12 protein-coding genes are annotated in these 19,973 nt (G+C 64.1%); 8 read left to right on the top strand and 4 right to left on the bottom strand.

Going from position 1 to position 19,973, the window contains the following annotated elements:
- Positions 1-56 precede the first annotated feature (56 nt).
- A complete protein-coding gene (locus ACYOEI_RS03925) occupies positions 57-1,727 on the bottom strand; it encodes a hypothetical protein (protein WP_462847998.1) in 1,671 nt (556 codons plus the stop codon).
- A gap of 1,439 nt (positions 1,728-3,166) precedes the next feature.
- On the opposite strand from ACYOEI_RS03925, the gene ACYOEI_RS03920 reads away from it, so the two are divergent.
- From ACYOEI_RS03920 to ACYOEI_RS03900, 5 genes are all read left to right on the top strand, one after another.
- Positions 3,167-4,231, top strand: coding sequence for a hypothetical protein (locus ACYOEI_RS03920; protein ID WP_462847997.1), 1,065 nt, complete (start codon positions 3,167-3,169; stop codon positions 4,229-4,231).
- Positions 4,232-4,507: 276 nt separating this feature from the next.
- On the top strand, positions 4,508-5,860 hold the full coding sequence (locus tag ACYOEI_RS03915) for a hypothetical protein (protein WP_462847996.1): 1,353 nt from the start codon (positions 4,508-4,510) through the stop codon (positions 5,858-5,860).
- Positions 5,861-6,075: 215 nt separating this feature from the next.
- Positions 6,076-6,354, top strand: coding sequence for an acylphosphatase (locus ACYOEI_RS03910; protein ID WP_462847995.1), 279 nt, complete (start codon positions 6,076-6,078; stop codon positions 6,352-6,354).
- A gap of 81 nt (positions 6,355-6,435) precedes the next feature.
- Entirely contained in the window at positions 6,436-7,254 is an 819-nt protein-coding gene (locus tag ACYOEI_RS03905; RefSeq protein ID WP_462847993.1) for an ABC transporter permease subunit, read from the top strand.
- A 92-nt stretch (positions 7,255-7,346) separates the two neighbouring features.
- Positions 7,347-9,320 (top strand): ABC transporter ATP-binding protein, encoded by a 1,974-nt coding sequence (locus ACYOEI_RS03900; RefSeq protein WP_462847992.1) that lies wholly within the window; start codon positions 7,347-7,349, stop codon positions 9,318-9,320.
- Between the two features lie 139 nt (positions 9,321-9,459).
- Here the strand turns inward: ACYOEI_RS03900 and ACYOEI_RS03895 are convergent, their stop codons facing one another.
- Both ACYOEI_RS03895 and ACYOEI_RS03890 read right to left on the bottom strand, forming a co-directional pair.
- Complete coding sequence (locus ACYOEI_RS03895; protein WP_462847991.1) at positions 9,460-10,194, bottom strand: SDR family oxidoreductase; 735 nt, start codon at positions 10,192-10,194, stop codon at positions 9,460-9,462.
- Positions 10,195-10,311: 117 nt separating this feature from the next.
- On the bottom strand, positions 10,312-12,357 hold the full coding sequence (locus tag ACYOEI_RS03890) for a S8 family peptidase (RefSeq protein ID WP_462847990.1): 2,046 nt from the start codon (positions 12,355-12,357) through the stop codon (positions 10,312-10,314).
- Positions 12,358-12,980: 623 nt separating this feature from the next.
- Here ACYOEI_RS03890 and kdsB point away from each other — a divergent pair.
- From kdsB to ACYOEI_RS03875, 3 genes are all read left to right on the top strand, one after another.
- Positions 12,981-13,733 carry a 3-deoxy-manno-octulosonate cytidylyltransferase gene (gene kdsB, locus ACYOEI_RS03885; protein WP_462847989.1) on the top strand — a complete coding sequence of 251 codons (753 nt, stop codon included), beginning with the start codon at positions 12,981-12,983 and terminating at the stop codon, positions 13,731-13,733.
- 343 nt (positions 13,734-14,076) lie between these two features.
- Positions 14,077-16,455 carry a hypothetical protein gene (locus tag ACYOEI_RS03880; protein ID WP_462847988.1) on the top strand — a complete coding sequence of 793 codons (2,379 nt, stop codon included), beginning with the start codon at positions 14,077-14,079 and terminating at the stop codon, positions 16,453-16,455.
- Between the two features lie 143 nt (positions 16,456-16,598).
- Complete coding sequence (locus ACYOEI_RS03875; protein WP_462847987.1) at positions 16,599-18,092, top strand: glycosyltransferase family 87 protein; 1,494 nt, start codon at positions 16,599-16,601, stop codon at positions 18,090-18,092.
- Here the strand turns inward: ACYOEI_RS03875 and ACYOEI_RS03870 are convergent.
- Positions 18,077-19,939, bottom strand: coding sequence for a polymorphic toxin-type HINT domain-containing protein (locus ACYOEI_RS03870; RefSeq protein WP_462847985.1), 1,863 nt, complete (start codon positions 19,937-19,939; stop codon positions 18,077-18,079). The genes ACYOEI_RS03875 and ACYOEI_RS03870 overlap by 16 nt on opposite strands.
- Positions 19,940-19,973: the final 34 nt, after the last annotated feature.

Below are 19,973 nucleotides of genomic sequence, written 5' to 3'. Positions count from 1 at the left end.
GGGTCGGACGCGAGTCCCGTGGGCGTTGATTCCGCCTCGCGATGAATCAGGTTGCCTTACAGACCGCTCAGATCAGCGGCGGTGATCCTGACCCCTTGTCGCAGGTGCATCGAATCGACCATGGACGAGGTGGCCGGGATCGACCATGACCGTTTGGGAGGCACGCAGAGGCCTAGCAACTCGGTCGGCGCGGCCTTGGCCGAGCCTTCGGGTCCGGCGAACGCCAGGCCGTTGAGGACCAGCGGCGAGGCATTCTCGATTCGGATCTTGTAGGTGAGCTTGCCGTTGACCTTGGGACCCTTCGTGAGCTCGGCCCGCACGACTCGGGCCAGCAGCCCGGCGGCGATGGAGTCGGCGACCTCGGTGGCGTTCCCGGCGACCGCCTTCGCGTCGCCGGCTTCCGGCCGCTTGACCGTGAAGGATTCGAGCTTCTTCCAGGCCGTGCCGTCGGCGTCGCTCGACCTGACCTGGATCTCGACCTTGCGATCATCGAACTCGGCACGGATGGCGAGGGCCGGGCCCTCGGGCTTGTCGGGGATTCCCTTCTTGCCGGTCAGGCCGAGCATGCCGTGCTTGCTGAGCAGGTCACGAACCTCTCCGGCAAGAGTGTCGCCCTGAGTCTTCCCGACCGTGGTGACGTCCCAGTAGATGAGACCGGCGTCCTTCGACGTCGACTCGCTGTCGGCGTCGAGCCGTTCGACAAACTGTCGGGCGAGTGTAAGCTCTTCGCCGTTGGCCCACTCACGCGAGTCCTTGGCGATCTCGGCCCAATCCAACCCGGAGGCAACGTTCCACAAGACGAGTTGGGCGATAGCCTGTGGGGCCTTCTCGTCAGCCAGCTTTTTCATGGCCGCCTTTGTCCGGGGATCGCCGTTTGTACGGTCGATGTCGCCGACCCGAAGCTTTTCCCCCTTCGCGGGCATCGTGGCCTGGTTGGCTTCGTTGGGCCCATTGAGGCTGGCGATAACAGTCGGGAGGTGGCGGGTTTGCTTCGGCTTCAGGAGCGCGGTGGGAAGGCTGCTGGGGGGGACAGAGCGGAAACCGCCGCCGCCCATGCCGCCCATACCGCCGCCCATGCCGCCCATACCACCGCCCATGCCGCCCATACCACCACCCATGCCGCCCATGCCGGCCATGAGCGAGGTGAAATCCCAACTGTCGCGGTCGCCGACGAGGCGCATGATGAGTTGACCCAGCATCATCATGCCCATGGACGCGGGCATCGTTCCGCCGCCCATCATGCCGCCGCCCATACCGCCGCCCATGCCACCGCCCATGCCGCCGCCCATACCGCCGCCCATGCCACCACCCATACCGCCGCCCATGCCGCCGCCCATACCGCCGCCCATGCCTCCCATACCACCACCCATGCCGCCCATGCCACCCATCCCACCGAACTGTCCGGTGGCGCCGGAGGCGATCAGGCCGGGAGGCAGAACGACTCGAAGACGGCGGCTGGTCTTGTTGGTGAGCGAGAGGGTCATCCGGCCGTCGCCCGTGCCCTCGGCCTCGACGGCGAGTTGCTTCGTGCGAAGTCCCTCGAACACGTTGATTGTGGGTACGTCGGCCTCTCCAGGCTTTGCGGTTTCGGTCGACGCCGATTTCGCGTCGTTAACGACTTTCTCATTCGTCTGAGCGAGTTTCTTGGGCGACACACCCGCGTTCTTGACAGGACCAGCGGCGGTACCATCGGTTTGCGCGATGAGTCCGACCGCGAGAGCAAGCATCCAAGACGATCGTGTCAGGGTAGGGAGACTCACAGACATTAGAACCTCCTTTCACAGACCAGGTGAAATCATAGTGATCGGGAGGATTGGGGGATTCGCGATCCTGGACCCGAAAACGGAGTTACGTCTGACGACCCGGGACAACCGAGATTGAATGCCGGGTGAACAGGCAAGCACGATGGCAAAGGTGGGGGAACCTTCGCGAGGACTTCGACGCACACCAACATGGTCTGTTGGGTGACTCTTCAACGATCATTAAAGCAATTGACGCTCGCGAGCTTCTCGACATTCGATGAAAAATCGCGTCCTGACGAAAGTTCCTAGGGAATTCGCTGAGCGGCCAAATCCAAGTTCAAAAAACTTGGCGCAGAAGAACATTTCCGAGGATTTCTCCGGAATCAGGCCAGAACTTCGATGGTCGAGACGCGTCGAGAAGTCTCGACTCGCGTCGCGGAAATCCGTTAGCGTCGAATCTGGCCGTGAGAATGCAGGGAAACCCCCGGGTGAACACGGCGCGGTTGCGAAACCGCCTAATTATTTGGGCACGTCAAGCCTTCGCCCACAAGCTCGTGAGAACGAGTTCGGAACGAGCCGGTGTTTGGAGATACTATATCATGCCGATGCCGGCCTCGTTGCCGAGCCCCTTCGAGTTGGCTGCGGGCCGGCGTGCCTCCAGGTGGAGGTTGGCCTTGACCATCCTGATCACTCTGATGATCGTGCCAATTTTGTCGACCGAAGCATTGCCTGAGTCTCGACTTGAATCACCCCACCTCGATGCGGTTTTTCCGCCGGGCGTGGCCGATGGATCGACGGTTGAACTAAGCGTGACCGGCCGTCGACTCTCGAATGTCGACCGTATCCTCATCGCGGGAGCCGAAGTCGAAATTCTTGGTCTGCGACATCTCTCCGACTCGAAAATCGAGTTCCGCTTGCGAACTCGGGAGGGGCAACCTTCCGGATTTCGGGAGCTGAGGGCCGAAGGAACGAACGGATTATCCAATCGGCTTTGGGTTCGACTCGACCCGTTGCCACAGGTCATCGAAGTGGAGCCCAACGGCGGGGCGATGGAGGCGGGCCGATTGTCGATCGGGCAGGCGGTCGCCGGCACATTGCGAGCTCGGGATCTCGACGTTTACCGATTCCCGGCCGTTCGAGGCCAACGAATCACGATCGAGGTCGAGGCGAGGCGATTGGGAATCCCCCTCTCTCCGGTCCTGACCGTGTTCGACGCAAAGGGTCGGTCGCTCACTCAAGCTCGAGGGTCACCAGCCGACGGTGATTGCCGTCTCGACTTTCGGGTCCCCGCCGATGGCGAATACCTCCTCCAGGTTCACGACCGAGTCTATCGAGGGGCCGAAAACGCAGGATATCGGCTACGACTGGATCCGGCCCGCTTTGCCACGGGGATTTTTCCGCTGGGTGGGCCACGAGCCCGTTCCATGCTCGTCGAAGCCGGTGGCGGAAGTCTCGATCGCCCGCTCTCGCGGTTCGTCGACCTGCCCGAGGAAGCGGGAATTCCTGTCGAGTTTCCTGGGATCAATGACTCCAATCGGTGGGTCGTCGTCCCCCAACGAATGGTCGCTGGTCCAGGAGGAGAGGAACTCTACGAGCGTCCTACCGATCATAATCGATATTCCATTCATCTGCCCTTCGACAAGACGGCAAATGGGAGGATCGAGCACACCGGCGAGCGTGATCGATACGTCGTCGCCGTCGAGCGAGGTCGACCCGTTCGAATCAAGGTCGATGCGTCGTCCCTCGGCTCATGGCTCGACTCGATCATCACGGTCCGGGACGAGGCGCGAACCGTCTTGGGGGAGAACGACGACTTCGAGTCGAGCCCGGCCGCGGCGGGAGGAGTTGCATTCCCAGGATCTCGGAAACAAGCCGTGGACAGTCGCCTCGATTTCGTGCCAGGGTCCTCGGGAAACGTTGAAGTCGAGATCCGCGATCGATACGGGAAGGGCGGACCGGAGTATTCGTATCGACTCTCGGTCGGTCCGCCAACTTTCGAGCTCTCGGCCGCGTTTCGCATCGAGCCCGCCGAAACTGATACCAAGGAAACGTCGTCACAACCGAATTCGTCGGAATCGGGATCGCGCCCGGCGGTCGAGGCGTTGAACCTTCGACCGAACACGGAGACATCTCTATTCGTTGCGGTCAGGACGGAAGGCCGTCCACGGCCGATTCGGATCCAGGTCCAGGGACTTCCGCCGGGCGTCCGTGCCAACCCGCTGACGCTCCGGCCTCGAGGCGTGCGAGGGGCGGAGGATTCGCGTGCGACCGCGACGGCCCGGATCACTCTCCAGGTCGCTCCTGAGGCCAAGCCCTCCGGGGGAGTGGTCCGTGTCGAGGCTTCGTGCGTTCGCGACGATGGTACGACACTGACGCGGCCAGCAATTCTGACGATCGTTCGGAATCCACCGGGTTCCATCGGGTCCGATCGGCCGATCGTCGAGGAGCTTGGGGAGATCCCCTATCGTGTCCTCGAGACGCCTCGCTGAACGTCGCATGCGGATGGGCGACCCGGAGTGTAAAGGAGGAGGGCCCGGAGAGTTTCCGGACCTTTTCCCAAATCGAGCGATGACAGGGAGTCTCCTTGCCGAAGAAAAGGGGGGGACCCGTTCGAATATCCCGAGAGACTCGGTCGTCTGTGCTTCAAAGGACAGACGAGACCGACCGGGCGGGTCCGTGTCGGAAATTCATTAGAGTATCGGGCCTGGGAGGGCGCCCGCAGGGCGGGACCTCCGGTTGCGCCCCGTCCAGAAAGGTCCAACGCGATGTTCTGGCGACACCTTTGCCTGGCCCGGGCCTGGTCGGCCGCGGGTTTGTTGACCGGCTCGATGCTGGCGTCCGCTGCGCTGGCGGAGCCCGACGAACCGGCCCCGTCGGCCGGTGCCGTCACGGAGACGGTCAAGGTTCTGGACGCTCGCAAGTCCGGCGATCTGTCCGTGGAAGTCCGCGGGAACGGCCCGGACCGCGTCCGGTTCACCCTTCACAATACCTCGACGAAGCGTCTGAACGTGGTGATTCCCCCCGGCCTCGTCGCCTCGAGCGCGACAGGCCAGGGCCGCGGCGGCGCCGGCGGCGGGGGATTCCAGAGCATGGGCCTGGGCGTCCCCACCGATCATCCCGGCAGCTTCGGTCAGTTCCGCGCCTCGAGCACCGAGCCGGCCTTCCAATCGGTCCCCGCGTCCCCGGTCACGACCCTCGACGGGACCGTCACGGTGCCCGCCGGAAAGACGGTCGAACTGACCGTTCCCTCGGTCTGCCTCAACTACGGGTGGCCGACCCCCAACCTCCGCAACAAGTTCGAGTTGATGGAGGTCGAGAGCTACACCGAGGATCCCCGGGCCCGCAAGGCGCTCCGGACCCTGGCAACGCTCGGGACGAGCCACGGCGTGGCCCAGGCGGCCATGTGGCACATCTGCAATGACCTCGCCTATGGGGAGATGATCGAAAAGGCCTCCAAGACGGTCAACGCCCACGAAGTGGCCCTCGCCTCCCGGTTCGTCGAGGCTCTCGACGCCTCGGGCGACTCCGAGATGGTCGATCTGGCCTACCTCCGCGAGTCCCGTCTCTTTGTGCAGATTCGCGGCGACGGGTCGCTGGCTTCGGAAGCGAAGCGGCTCGGCGAATCCCTCGACGGGCTGAGGATCCTCGGCCTGCCGGTTCGGTTCGTCGAAGGGACCGAGCTCCCCGAAGCGGCCAGTCCCGCGATGGTCCTGCGAGTCACCCTCACCGCCAGCAAGGCAGGGGAGACCCGTGGCCAGGTCGTGGTGAACCGATCGACGCCCGTCGAAGGCTGGGTACCCATGGGACGCACGACCTTCGCCGAGCCCTCGGCCGTCTCCGTACTGGATGGCGAGTCGCTCGCGAGGGCCCTTGACCATGCGATCGCCTCGGCCTTCGTGAAGGTCAAGGTGGCCCGTCGAGGCGAAACGAACACCACGCTGCGGGTCGAGAACCACCTGCCGTTCACCCTCGCCAACGTGGTCCTCAAGTCAGGCAACTCCGCGGGTGCGGCCCCGGTCGCTTTCGAGGGTCTCGGCATCGGACCCGCGCGATCGGGCATGACCGCGATCCAGGCAGCCAACGGTGTGGTCGATCGGGTCGAGCTGAACGGCCTTTGATCCACGCTCTCGAATCGAAACCCACGGCGGCGTGACCCGATCTCGGGGCACGCCGCCGTCGTTCGTTGTCTGAACCCATCTCAGAGCCCAGATCCGGCCTCTCGGCGCACTTGCCTTCCTCGATTTCCGTCAGATAAGATAGACATCGAAAGCCCTCGTCTGATGCTCCTAGGCTTAAGTCGATCGAGCGGCCTTGGTCTTCCCAGGAATTGTGAATGGATCAGGAACGTCGCCGGGTCCATTATTCGGGGAGGGTGCAAGGGGTCGGCTTTCGCGCCACGACGTATCAACTAGCGGACGGGCGCGAGGTTGCCGGGTTCGTGAGGAATCTTCCCGACGGTCGCGTTGAGCTGGTCGTCGAAGGGGAGTCCGTGGAACTCGACGCATTCCTCAAGGCGATTCGGACGTCCTTCGGCTCGAAGGTCCGCGACGAAGCCGTCGAGGTCGAGCCGGTGGGAGAGCCTCCGTTCGACGGATTCTCGATTCGGTATTGAAGGCAAGGTCTCTTCCCAGTCGCCGGGCAGCGATCGGTGAAGTCCGTTTCTCCGTCCTCTTATTCCCGAGTCATCCACACCATGAAAGCCTTGACCATCGCTCTCGCGACCGCCAAGGAGGCGATCCGACAGCCCGCATTCTTCGTGCTGGCGTTCATCGCCGGCTCGTCGTTGGTATGCTCGATCTTCGTGTCCTACTTCACCTTCGGTGAAGACATCAAGATGTACAAGGACACCGGACTGACCACGATCTCCTTCGCCAGCCTGCTCCTCGCCCTCCTCACGGCGAGTTCCACGGTGGCCGAGGAAATCGAAGGGAAGACCGCGATCACCCTCCTGTCCAAGCCGATCAACCGGCGCCAATTCATCGTCGGCAAGTTCCTGGGGATCGAGCTCGGCGTCCTGGTCTTGTTCCTAATCCTCGGTTCCCTGTTCGAGATGGGCGTTTGGTACAAGTACGCTTACGACCTTCGAGAGTCGGCGGGGGGCGTGGCCGAGTTGTCGAAGCAGATCGACCAGGTCCGTCAGGTCTTGCCCGGACTGGCGCTCGGGTTCTTCGAGGTGACGGTGCTCGCGGCCATCAGCGTGGCGATCTCGACCCGCTTGCCGATGTTGGTCAACCTGGTCGTCTGCATCGCGATCTTCTTCCTCGGCCACCTCAGCCCGGTGCTCGTCGAGGCGACGAAGGGGGATGTGAACGAGCTTGTGAGCTTCATGGCCCGCCTCTTCGCCTGGATCCTCCCCTCGCTGGAGTTCTTCAACGCCGGCCCATCGATCGCGACCGGGACGATGATCCCCTGGGTAAGCTACGTTCTTCCTGCATTCGGCTATTGCGTGTTGTACAGTGGAGCAGCACTCTTGTTCGCGTTCCTCCTGTTCGAGGATCGCGACCTGGCCTGACCCCGACGCACGTCCCATCGCGTGGCGACGCGCGGGTCTCTCGGCCGGTTCGCGGCCTGCGCCCGATCAACCGCTTCGTTGGGATTTGAAACATGCAAGCGGACGCGTATCGTCGCGCGCGTAAGCTCCTCAGTGCGGACTCCCTCGCGTTGCCCAAGGCCAACGCGATGGGAGTCCTGCATTCGTTATTGCTCCTGGCAATCCTGGTCGTGGGTGGATTGCTCACCTCGCTCCTCACGACGCAGGGGGTGGCCCGGCTGCCCGCCAACGAGTTCAAGGGGTTGCCCGAATGGGTGAAATCCCGAGTGACGGGCACCGATGAAGGCGTGAGGGTCTTCGACAACAGCGGACTCTTCCCCCTGGTCGCGGCGAATCGCTCGAGCAACTCCCCGGTTCATCGCGCGTGTTCGCGGATGCTGCTCAACGTCCTGCGACGCATCCCGCCGTTGATGAACAACGTCGGCGCCCTGACTTCTCTCCTCGCGCTCGCGGCGGTCCTCCTGCTCAGCTTTGCGTTCGTCTCCCACCTCCGCCGCGTTTCCATCGCGAACGCGGTCACCGACCTCGCGACCTCGTTCCGTCGGCAGATCCACCGTCAGATGTATCGGCTGGGACACTCCTCGCTCCCGACGGAAGGGACGGTGCCGGTCGTAAACCTCCTGACTCGAGAAGTCAACGACATCCGAGATGCGTCGTTCGCCGATCTCGACCATTCGTTCCGTCAGCCGGTTCTGGCGTTGGGGCTGGTCGCGTTCGCCTTCTTCATTTCTCCATCCCTGACCCTCTTCCTCGCCTCGCTGGGCCTCCTGGTCTGGTTCTCGACGCGAGTCATGAATCGCGACTCTCGACTGCTGGCCGATGCCGCCGTCCGGGATTCCGCCGTGCAACTCTGCCTCCTCCATGAGGACCTCGGGCTGCTCAGACTGGTCCGGGTCTATGGGATGGAGAACATCGACAAGCAACGGTTCGACGAGCACCTGGAACGATACCACGAGGCCGACTCGAGGCGTATCAAGACGGAAGGGCTCTGGAACCCGACGATGGGCCTGCTCCTCGGGGCCTCGGCGATCGTCGCGGTGGGCGTTCTCGGCTATGTCGTCGTGATGCACTGGCTTTCGCCAGCGTCCGCCTTCCTGCTGGTCCTTTCGCTCACCGCACTGGTGTATCCGGCCGTCGAGTGGTTCCGACTCGGACGGACGATCCGCCAGGCGAACCGATCGGCGAACGGGCTGTTCGAGTTCCTCGAGCAGAAGCCCGAGCTGCATCAACACGGCGGGGCCCAGTTCCTCCCCCCCCTGAAGGATCGGATCACCCTCGAGAACGTGACGCTCGAGAGCCGGACGGGCCGCACACTCCTCGAAGGGGTCTCCGCCGAGTTCCGAAACGGCTCGCGGACCGCCATCATGGGCCTCGACGAGGATGCGAAGCATGCCCTCGTCTGCCTGATCCCTCGCCTGATCGACCCCAAGGTCGGCCGGGTCCGGATCGACGGGCTCGACCTCCGGGACGTGACGATCGAATCGATCCGCGCCCAGGTGGCCATCGTCCTCCAGTCGGACCTCGGATTCACCGACTCCGTCGCGATGAACGTCGGACTGGGCGACCCGAGCTATCCCCTGCCTCGGATCATCGAGGCCGCGAAACTCGCGCATGCTCATAACTTCATCCAGGATCTGCCGCACGGGTACGACACGATCGTCGGGCCGCTGGGCCATTACCTAAAGCCTGACGAGCTCTTCCGCATCGCCCTGGCCCGTGCCCAGCTCCACGACCCTTCGATCGTGATCATCGAGGAACCGACCACGCCCCTCGACGAAGACACCAAGCACTTGATCGACGACTCGATCGCCCGCCTCGGCCGGGACCGGACCTTGATCATCCTGCCTCATCGGCTCTCGACCATCCGTTCGTGTGAGCAGATCATCATCCTGCACAACGGTCGGGTCGAGGCCATCGGGCCGCCGCGACAACTCCAGGTGGAGAGCAAGTTGTTCCGCCACCTCCAATATCTGGAGTTCAACCAGTTCGCGACGGGCGAAATCGAAGCCGGCCAGATGAACGGTTGAATGAAGCTGCAATCACAAAGGCGACTGGCCCGGCGAAGTCCGGGCCAGCCGCCTTTTTCCATTCCTTGTCCCTCGATTGTCGGGTGAAGGTCGGGTCGGGGCCGAGGTTGGGCTGGGCTCCAGACCTCACTCGAGGAGCTCAGGCGAAGTCGTCGACCGTCGGCTTGATGATCAGCTCGGGCACGTGGGCGCGGGGATTGAGCTCGACCAGGAATCGGACCGCCGCCGCGACGTCCTCCGGTTGGAGGATAACCTCGCGACGCTCGGCGCCGACGGGGACGGGACGCGCATCGAGGATGGGAGTATTGACCTCGCCGGGGTAGATGACGGTCGATCGGATGCCGTTCTGGCCCTCCTCACGGCCGAGGCACATCCCCAACGCAGCCTGGCCGAACTTCGATGCCGAGTAGCCGGCACCGCCGAGGACGCTGGCACGCTTGCCGGAAACCGACGCCACCTGCACGATGAGTCCGCTCTTCCGGGTTCTCATCGACGGTAGGACGGCGTGGACGAGGTTATAGGCCCCGGTCAAGTTGGTGGCGATCATTCGGTCCCAGTCGGCGGGATCGAGAGTCTCGAGGCTCCTCTGCCTCACGTTCGTCCCCGCGTTGCAGACGAGGATATCGAGCGAGCCGAAGACCTCGAGGATCCGCGAAACCGTCTTGTCGACCTGGGCACGGTCGGCGACGTCGCAGGGCGTCACGAGGGCCGTGCCGCCCGATTGCTTGAGCAGGCCGTGCGTCTGGTTCAGCTTCGACTCTTCTCGACCTGCGAGCGCGACCCGCACTCCCAATTCGTCCAGGGCGATGGCAATCCCGCGGCCGATGCCGCTCCCCGCGCCGGTCACCAGCGCGGTCTGTTGTGTCGTGGCCAAGTCAACCTCCCCAATGCGAGAAACCCCGCGGGCCTCCCCTCCAAAGGAGAGGCACGCGGGGCTTCGACTCCAATCCGAGCGACGAGGTGCCGCCCGGACTCTCCTTGATCGACGATTCTATCGGTGCCGGCCGAGTTTGCCAAACGCCAGGTGGCGGAGCCGAGCACCGAACGCCGCCTTATGCAGCGACGCAGCCGAGATCGTCCCGAGCGGATGTAGCGTCCCGACAGGCTGGGTCGTGCCAAGAGTCGCCGACTGCGTATTCGCTCCCCAAATCTTGATGGTTTCTCCGACCGGAGTCGTTGGCGAGCTCGGAATGTTACTACTCGCCGTGGGGCTCGAATAAACCTTCGTCCAACCGTTTGCCCAGGAACTTACCGTCGAGTCCGCAATCGCGACCCCATTGACATACACCGTCGGCACAGGTGTCGGTGTCGGTGTTGGTGTAGGCGATGGAGTCGGGGTTGGTGTTGGGTTAGGAGTTGGTGTCGGAGTGGGACTCGGTGTAGGCGATGGAGTCGGGCTTGGCGTCGGAGACGGAGTCGGGCTTGGCGTCGGCGACGGAGTCGGGCTGGGCGTCGGCGACGGAGTCGGGCTGGGCGTCGGCGACGGAGTCGGGCTGGGCGTCGGCGACGGAGTCGGGCTCGGCGTCGGAGACGGCGTGGGACTCGGAGTCGGGCTCGGCGTTGGCGACGGCGTGGGGCTGGGCGTCGGCGACGGAGTCGGGCTGGGTGTGGGCGAAGGTGTCGGGCTCGGCGTTGGCGACGGTGTGGGGCTGGGCGTCGGCGACGGAGTCGGGCTGGGTGTGGGCGAAGGTGTCGGGCTCGGAGTCGGCGACGGTGTGGGGCTGGGCGTCGGCGACGGAGTCGGAGTCGGGCTGGGTGTGGGCGACGGAGTCGGGCTCGGAGTCGGAGTCGGCGACGGTGTGGGACTCGGGGTCGGAGAAGGAGTTGGGCTCGGTGTCGGCGTCGGAGTTGTTGTCTGGGGGATGAGGCTCGCGGCCTTCGGAATATCCAGGCGGTCGTAGGTCACCTGCGTGACCGAGTCATAAACGGGGTCGGAACCTTGCTGGAGCCAGGAGTCGAGTTGTTGGACGGTGGGGAGTTGGTTGAACCGGCTCTCGTAGATCTGCTGTAGCAGGATGATGGCACCGGTGACCTGCGGGGCGGCGAAACTCGTACCGTCGCCAGCCGAGAAGGTGTTGCCGCTGGAAGGCCCGACGATCCCTTCGCCAGGAGCCGCGAGGTCGGTCGCGGCCGAGCCGCCGACGGCCGCTCCCAGTCGCTGGGCGTCGGAGGTGATCTGGGTCCCCGCGGCGTTCGTCGCGGTCACGCTGATCGTCTCGGGGATGATGGAGACGAAGCCTTCGCCTTGCTGCCCGCTGAAGCTGTTGCCCGTCGCGGCGACCACGGGAATCTTTAGCGCGTCGAGTTGCTGGACGAGCGAGGTGATCTTTTCGCCCACTCCGTCGTCGGCGGCGAACCAATTCTGGGCGTAGTTGTTGCCGTCGGAGAGGGAGATGTTCGCGACGGTGATGTTGTACTTCGCGTGGTTGTCGATCACCCACTGAAGGGCGTCGGCGACCCGGTTGAAATCACCCTGGTTATTGTTATCGATGACGCGAAGCGCGGCGATGTTGGCACCGGGAGCAATCCCGAGATGCTGGCTGTCGCTCGAGGCGATGATGCCCGCGACGGCGGTCCCGTGCTGGGAAGCCGTGGCCATCGGGTCGGAGGTCCCGTCGGCGAAGTCATAACCGGCGACGACCTTGTGCCCGGCGCCGAGCCCGCTGCCGAGGGCCTCGTGGCCGTAATTCACCCCGGTGTCGATGACGGCGGCGGTCATCCCCGAGCCGTCGACCCCGTAGGTGCTCCGCACGGCCTGGGCGCCGTCGAGGGACGTCGGATCGCTGCCGGTCGAGGTCGTCGAGCCGGTCGAAGCGGGATGGAGTGCTTCGTGCCTGGCGACCGCCTCGCCGTGTCGCACCGCCTGGAACTGTCGCGTCGCCACGACATGCTGGGCTTGTTGCTGTGAGAGATGATGGACGTGATGGGCAGGATGGAGCGAAGGACTCGCCGATAACAGATTCCGCGTTTCGAGCGTCTCCAGGTTCGGTCGGCGCTGACAACGTGCTGAGTGGCGGGTCTTTCGGATCCACCCCATGGATTCAACCTCCCCGGACGGCCGCCATGCCATTGGACCTGGCCGCCCCGCGATTCGAGTGTGAACGCCCTCCTTCCCTGGCGCATCGTCGAACCGCGGGCCGGCTTGGCCCGGGACGAGACACGGCCGCCGAGGTCAAATCATCAACCTCGAAACGGACAGAGCGCAAGCAATAGTTGATCGGAAAGAGCCGGCGGTCGTCCGGGCGTCGAACCGCGTTCATGCGGGACGACTTCGGCGACCGCGCCTGGGACGAGGACGTCGTGTCCCCGCCTTCTCTGCACGGATCGTGGACCGTTGCTGCTCCTCCGGAGCGGTCCCGACCGTCGGATTCCTTCCGAGGGCTTCCTGCGGGGCATAACCTCTCGGCACTCGCCGGGGACGACGGCACGCTTCCTTCGCGGCCGTCGGGAAGGCGGGCCCGAAGGCTCGCCGACTCGCAATCAGGATCAGGGGAGCTTGCAAATCAACGGTCGCCCTGCCAGCCCCACTCGTCCCCGTCCCGTTGCGTCCGCCGCGGGTCGAGCTATAGTGGACGTCTTTGTCGAGGGGCAGGCTCCGGAGCGACTCTCTTTCGGTGACCCTTGTATCGGAACAACCCTCGGCGGAGTTTTCGTCGAAACATGGAAATCATCGCCGTTATCCCGGCCCGGTTCGCTTCAACCCGACTGCCCGGCAAACCCCTCCTAGCCGAAACCGGCCGACCCCTGATCCAGCACGTCGTCGAGGCTGCGGGCCGGTCGCGACGGGTCGAGCGTGTGATCGTCGCCACGGACGACCAACGAATCGCCGACGCCGTCGCAAAATTCGGAGGTGAAAGCATGATGACCCGTCCGGATCATCCCAGCGGCACCGACCGCGTGGCCGAAGTCGCCGCGAAAGTGCCCGAGGCCCGGATCGTCGTGAACCTCCAGGGGGACGAGCCGGAGATCTCCGGCGAGGCCCTCGACCTCGTCGTCTCGATCCTCGACGACGACCCCCGATCCGTGATGGCAACCCTCGGGACTCCGATCCATTCCGAGGCGGTCTATCGAGACCCCTCCTGCGTCAAGCTCGTCCGCGCCCGCGCGGGGCACGCCCTGTATTTCTCCAGGAGCCCGATCCCGCACCACCGCGACGGCCTCCCCGACGCCGCCGGTCCGGCCGGTCTGGCCTACCTCCACCTCGGCCTTTATGCGTACCGCCGCGACTTCCTCCTCGAGCTCGCCACCCTCCCCCCGTCGCCGCTCGAGACCACCGAGAAACTCGAACAGCTCCGCGTCCTCGAGGCCGGTTACCGAATCGCCGTCGGGATCGTCGAGGAGCCCAGCGTCGGCATCGACACCCCGGATGAGTATCGCCAGTTCGTCGCGCGCTGGCGTACGGCCAACCCGTAATCGATCCTGGCCGTCATTTTATGTAGAAAACTAGGAAATTTTATCGAATGGTCGGCCCCCGTTTCCCAGTCCGAAGTCTTGCGTGGGACGCGTCGGCCGCTTAACTTGCATGTCTTCCCCCACCACATGACGGGATCGTTGCGCCGACGCATGAGAGGGCGAAGCCTCCCTCCGAAGTCGGACCATCCCGACGCCTGTGGTGGGTTCGGTATGCGGCTCCTCTTCGACAGGTCGAAGGGTTGGCGAGATCACTCGGCTCGGGGGCACGATGATTGTAATCAGGTGGGTTGGCAGCGTTCGAGGACGCGGATTCGGGGGTCAGCCTCTTGGGTGCTTCATTGCGATGGTCCTCGCCGGGTTGATGGCTCTCGGACGGGCGGAGGCGGCCTCGGCAACGTCCGGGATGCTCGACCTAACCGACGCCGTGGTCGTCTCGACCGCGAAGTCGGGGCCGGAGAAGAAAGCGGTCTCCGTCCTGGTCGAAGAGGTCCAGAAGCGGACCCTCGTCCGGTGGGCCGTGAGCGAGAGTTGGCCCGAAGGTCAACGACCCGTCATCGCCGTCGGACCGGTCTCCACGCTCCCCAAGCTCGCGGGCCGATTCGCGGAGAAGTTCAACGCCGATGACGTCCACCCTCGCCACGAGGGATTCCGGATCAGGACCGAGTCGGATGGTCCCGCCGTGTTCGTCATCGGCAACGATGAACGCGGCGTCCTCTTCGGCGTCGGCCGGCTCCTGCGAGAGCTGCGGATGACCCGAGGCAAGGTCCTGTCGCCCGCGGGTTGGGATGTGACCTCCTCGCCCAAGTACCCCGTCCGCGGCCACCAACTCGGATATCGCCCCAAGACCAACTCCTACGATGCCTGGGATCTCCCCCAGTGGGATCAATATATTCGCGAGCTCGCCCTCTTCGGCACGAACGCGATCGAGCTCATCCCCCCCAACTCCGACGACGAGGGTGAGAGCCCGCATTTCCCCCGGCCGCCGATGGAGATGATGATCGGGATGACCCGGATCCTCGACGACTACGGGCTCGACGTCTGGATCTGGAATCCCGCCATGGAGCGCGACTACTCCGACCCGAAAGCGGTCGAGAAGTCGCTCAAAGAGTATGAAGATGTCTTCCGCAAGCTCAATCGCATCGACGCCATCTTCGTCCCCGGCGGCGACCCCGGCCACACCCAGCCGAAGCATCTCATGGCGCTGCTCGAGAAAGAGACCGAGCTGCTCCGGAAGCATCACCCGAAAGCCGAGATGTGGGTCTCCACCCAGGGCTTCGACAAGACCTGGATGGACGAGTTCTACGCAATCCTGGCCAAGGAGCCGGCCTGGCTCACCGGCATCGTGTACGGCCCGCACATCCGCGACGGCTTCAAGGAGACGAGGGCGGCGGTGCCGAAGAGTTACCCGATCCGGCACTATCCCGACATCACCCACACCCGTGAATCCCAGTTCCCCGTCCCCGACTGGGACCTTGCCTTCGCCTCGACCGAAGGCCGAGAGCCGATCAATCCCCGCCCCCAGCAACACGCGACCATCTTCCGCGCGACCCAGGTGGACACGATCGGCTTCCTGACCTATTCCGAAGGGTGCAACGACGACGTCAACAAGTTCGTCTGGAGCTCGCTCGGTTGGGACGAGGACGCCGACGTCGTCGACATCCTCCGCCAGTACAGCCGAGTCCTCATCGGCGAGCGCTACGCCGACAACTTCGCCCAGGGCCTCCTCGCCCTCGAACGGAACTGGGAAGGCCCCTTGCTGACGAACGGTTCGATCGAGCCGACCCTCCAGCAATTCCGAGACATGGAACGTGCCGCCAGCCCCGCGGATCTGCTCAACTGGCGGTTCCAGCAAGCCCTCTATCGCGCCTACTACGACGCGTTCCTCCAGGCCAGACTCAGCCATGAGACCGAGGTCGAGCGATCGGCCCGAGAGGTCCTCCGCCGGGCCCGAGAACTCGGAACTTTCAAGGCCCTCGACCGTGCCCAGGCCGAGCTCGAACGGGCGACGACCCAGCCCGTCGCGACCGACCGGCGCGCCCGTGTCTTCGAGTTGGGCGAAGCCCTGTATCAGAGCATCCGCATGCAGTTGAGCGTCGATCGTTACCAGGCGATCGGCACCGAGCGAGGCGCGAACCTCGACGCGATCGACGCCCCTCTGAATAACCGGATCTGGTTGGAGTCGCAGTTCGTCGAGATCCGGGGGGTGGCCAACGAGGCCGATCGGCTCAAGGCGATCGACGCCATCCTGAACTGGACCGACCCGGGCCCGGGCGGCTTCTACGACGATCTCGGCGACCCGTCCCGCCAGCCGCATCTCATCCCGGGCCCCGGCCTGGCCAAGGATCCGATGCTCCGTGCGACTCGCGTGGGATTTGGCTCACGCCCCGAGTGGCCACGCTCCTGGTGCCAGAACGCCGAGAGCTACTACGATGCCCCGCTGCGTCTCCACTATCCGAATCTCGACCCCCAGGCCCAGTACAAGATCCGCGTCGTGTACTCGGGGAGCGCCCTCACCCCCACGATCCGACTCGATGCCGAAGGGCATGAAGTCCACCCCTTGATCAAGAAAGCGAACCCGGTCCGACCGGTGGAATTCGACATCCCCGCCGCCGCGACCGCCGACGGCGAGCTTACCTTGACCTGGACCGAGCAGCAGGGCCGTGGGGCCAACGGGCGAGGATGCCAGGTTGGCGAAATCTGGTTGATCAAGAAAACGCCTTGACCGCCCCGACATAATCGACCTCCTCGGCCTGGCGTTCATGGCCGAGGAGGTCATCCACGATTCCACCGAGCCTCAAATTCTCGTCAGCGTCGGTGACCTTTTCGGCCCCATCCCTTGAAACTCCCGCCATCGAGGGTCTTGCCTTGACCCATCCACACATCCGACGGACCCTCGTCCTGTCCGCGCTCTTTCTTGGGCCGGCGGCCATCTGGATCGCCCTGGCCCATCGAATAGTCCCGCCGCTCATCCTCGCTCCCGAACCGGGACGGCCTTATTCCTGGATCCTGCGGTCTTACCTCAAAGGTCCCAGGGACACGCGCACTGTGGAGTTCTACCTCGCGCGTTGGTATGACTCGTCCACGGCCATCCTGATTGCCTGGGCCCTGTTCGGCTCGATCCTCGTCCTGCTCAATCGTTGGGATGCCAGTAACGCCGAAACGCAGACTCCCGACGTCCGACGTGCGACTCGACGTGCGAGCCTCGTCTTGGGCGTCCTCGCGCTCCCGTTCCTGCTAGCGACCGTGCTCTGCGGCTTGATCCAGGACTATTCGCTCTTCCTCCAGATCTGGTCCGAAGTCCGCGCCGGACACGACCCCTGGTATCTCGTCCCCGGGGTGTTCGGCATCTATCCCCTCAATGCATACGGCCCCCTTTATAACATCCTCGGGCTCCTGGCGGGGATCAATCCGTTCGTTCCGAAACTATTATTTGCATATTGCTATCTATTGTTCGCGGCGTGGCTGGTCAAGAGTTACGTCGAGCGGAATCCCCCCGGGGTGCTCGGAGCCATCGGACTCTTGCTATGGTTCGCCAATCCGTATGTCTGGGTAGAGATACCGGTGTTCGGGCACTTCGATATCCTGGTGGGGTCGGTCTGTGTGGCGTCGGTCCATGCCCGAGTACGCGATCGGGACGTCGTTTCGGGCGTTGCGATCGCCTCCGGGGTCTTGCTTAAGTATATGCCGATTGTCCTACTTCCATTCTTGATCCTGGATCGCGGCAAGATCCGCTGGCGTGTCCTGGTCTCGGCCTTGATGACCATCGCGTTAGGATTGGCGATCGCGTACCTCGTGTGGGGCGCCGCGACGTTTCGCCCCCTCTCGTTCGCGGCGACGCGGTTCCCGACCCAATTGTCGATCTTCCGATTTCTCCGGGGGGGGTATTCACCGATCAGCGGATTCTGGTCAGAGAACAACCTCGACTCATTCATCGTGGTGTTTCTGTTCGTTGCCCTATTGCGTGCCTGGTCATGGTATCGGGTAAGCTGGCCTGGTCTCACGGGGGCGACGGTCGTGGCGATCCTCACGACGCTGCTATTCTACCAGGTGGGATTCGCGCAATATCAAATCGTGTTCTTCTGCATGCTTTCGTACTGGCTGATTCGAGATGGCATCATTTTCCGGTCCGGCCCAGCACTTCCCATCGCGTCGGCATGCTATTTTACGTGGCTGTCGGTGTTCAATTCTTACTACTGCGTCCATGGTCTAGACGTTGACCTCCCCTTCTTCGGTCAAGGGAACGTCGAAGACCTTCTCGGCCTCCCGACATTCTTGCTCGGCGTTACGCTCCTGGCATGCCTCGTCCGGGCCGCGAAACGGGAAGCCGCGGACGCACTGACGGATCAGTCGGCCGATTGACGACGTGTCGTGCTGAGCTTCGTGAATTCGGGGACCGAATCGAAGGGTTGTCGGACGGGGACGACCGGGCTATTGTCGTGGACCAGGGCGGCGGTCCTGCCGACGAAAAACGACTGCGATTCGCCGCCTTCGAGATTGTAGACCGGTTGGGTCGGAGCAAGCCCGACGGAGCTCACGCGGCCGACGCCCCCGAGGATCCTGACCGCGTCGCCCGACTTCAAATCGCGGGCCATCACCCAACCTTGGCCGACTTTCCAAAACCGGTGTATCCCCGTGGCGACGATCGGCTCGCCATCGATCTCGACTCGAAGGGTAGCTGCGGGCTTGTTGTGGAGCCGCGCGCGAACCGGGGCGAAGCTCAGTTCCCCCGTGGTCCCGTCCTGGCCGAGGACTCGGTCGCCGATCCGGATCGACTCGATCACCCTCGGCCCCAGGATGGTTAAGACGGGGGTCCCCGCCGCGAAGCAAGAGTAGTGAAAGCGGGAGACCTCGGCCGGTGCGTCGGCGGACAGCGGAGCTTCGGGAGCCGATCGAAACCGGGTCGAGTCGTAGGCATAGCCTTGATCCTCAACCCACCACCGCGTCCAGGACTCCCAGTCGTCTCCGTGATCTTCCCCCGTGATCCGCTTCAGGTCTCCGATCAGGCGATCGTTAAGCTCGCGAATCCTAGCCCGGGCCGGAAGGATTTCCGAGAGGCTCTGCTGAATCATCAAATTTGCGAACATCTCGAATTCTGCAGACTGAACATGATTGATGGTATCGACACGATTCTCGTAGTCGTACGAATTTACCGCAAATCGGGGCGAAAACGTCTCGTCGACCGTGTAGACTCGGAGCCACCGCCCGGTCCGATTCACGATCGAGGTCATCCCCGGCGAGCCAACTCCGAATGCCCCCACGGGCACCGCCTGGACTCGGAAGAACACCGAATTGGGATGTGGTTCGGGATCTTGGATCAGTTCCACGAGCATTCGGATCGCCTCGCGAGCGTCGCGCCGGGCGAGGGTCTCGCAGGCCACCCGCCTCACGTCAGGGGTTGGGCTCGCAACCCATAGGAGGGCCAGAGCCCGGATGGCCGAGGGGGCGTCGATCTGGCCGAGCAACTGCACCGCCCGGCGTTGGTCCGACGGCCCGCCCCTTCCGAACAGCTCCAGGATCGGCGTCACCGCATAGGGATCGGTCACCGCGCCGAAGATCGCTTCCGTCTCGTCGCGTCGGGAGGGCTTCTCGAGCTGGCCCCGTAACTTTTTCAAGGTCACTCGCCATTGCCGCTCGGCTCTCGACCTCGCCGCTCGCTCTTCGATCGCGGCCTCATATTGCCGGGTCGATACCCATCGACCTCGAGACTGCCGAAATCCGAGTCGCTTCCAGGCCGCGACCCGGGTCGGGTCGAGCCGGGTCACCGTCGACAGGTGGGCTCGCGACTCAAAAACCAGACCGTTCTGCTCGCACCAGATCGCGAGGGCCCAATGGTCGTCCGCTCGTTCGCCCAGCGTCGCCCTCTTGGCGCGATACGCCTCCAGGGTAGCCGCAAGCGTTCGATCGGCCTCCACGGTTTTCGCAACATCGTCCACGCGCTGCCAACGGCCCTGGTACGAGACGAACCCCAGGAGGCCTCTACCGACCAGATGGTTTGGGTCCGTGATCAACGCCAAGGCGAGATGTTTGAAATGCTCGGCCTTGAGGCCGTGGGCATCGCACCAGAGTGCCAGCCGGACCTGGGCATCGGCGTTATGAGACGTCTGATCTCGCGCGACCTGGTACACTTCGAGGGCCTTCGCCCGTTCGAGATCCGAACCCGCCGGGGCGGCCACGAGCGCGAGCCATATCACCATCGACGCCGACATCGTGTCATCTCCTACCGGATCCACGCCGCTCTCC

The sequence above is a fragment of the Singulisphaera rosea genome (assembly GCF_054877945.1).
Note: the sequence above shows the minus strand (reverse complement) of the source record. Positions and strands in the feature narration are given on the sequence as shown.

Excerpts from the sequence above, each read along its gene's own strand:
- ACYOEI_RS03925 (WP_462847998.1), bottom strand. The coding sequence starts at position 1,727 with ATGCTTGCTCTCGCGGTCGGACTCATCGCGCAAACCGATGGTACCGCC.
- ACYOEI_RS03920 (WP_462847997.1), top strand. The coding sequence starts at position 3,167 with ATGCTCGTCGAAGCCGGTGGCGGAAGTCTCGATCGCCCGCTCTCGCGG.
- ACYOEI_RS03915 (WP_462847996.1), top strand. The coding sequence starts at position 4,508 with ATGTTCTGGCGACACCTTTGCCTGGCCCGGGCCTGGTCGGCCGCGGGT.
- ACYOEI_RS03910 (WP_462847995.1), top strand. The coding sequence starts at position 6,076 with ATGGATCAGGAACGTCGCCGGGTCCATTATTCGGGGAGGGTGCAAGGG.
- ACYOEI_RS03905 (WP_462847993.1), top strand. The coding sequence starts at position 6,436 with ATGAAAGCCTTGACCATCGCTCTCGCGACCGCCAAGGAGGCGATCCGA.
- ACYOEI_RS03900 (WP_462847992.1), top strand. The coding sequence starts at position 7,347 with ATGCAAGCGGACGCGTATCGTCGCGCGCGTAAGCTCCTCAGTGCGGAC.
- ACYOEI_RS03890 (WP_462847990.1), bottom strand. The coding sequence starts at position 12,357 with ATGGGGTGGATCCGAAAGACCCGCCACTCAGCACGTTGTCAGCGCCGA.
- kdsB (WP_462847989.1), top strand. The coding sequence starts at position 12,981 with ATGGAAATCATCGCCGTTATCCCGGCCCGGTTCGCTTCAACCCGACTG.
- ACYOEI_RS03880 (WP_462847988.1), top strand. The coding sequence starts at position 14,077 with ATGGTCCTCGCCGGGTTGATGGCTCTCGGACGGGCGGAGGCGGCCTCG.
- ACYOEI_RS03870 (WP_462847985.1), bottom strand. The coding sequence starts at position 19,939 with ATGTCGGCGTCGATGGTGATATGGCTCGCGCTCGTGGCCGCCCCGGCG.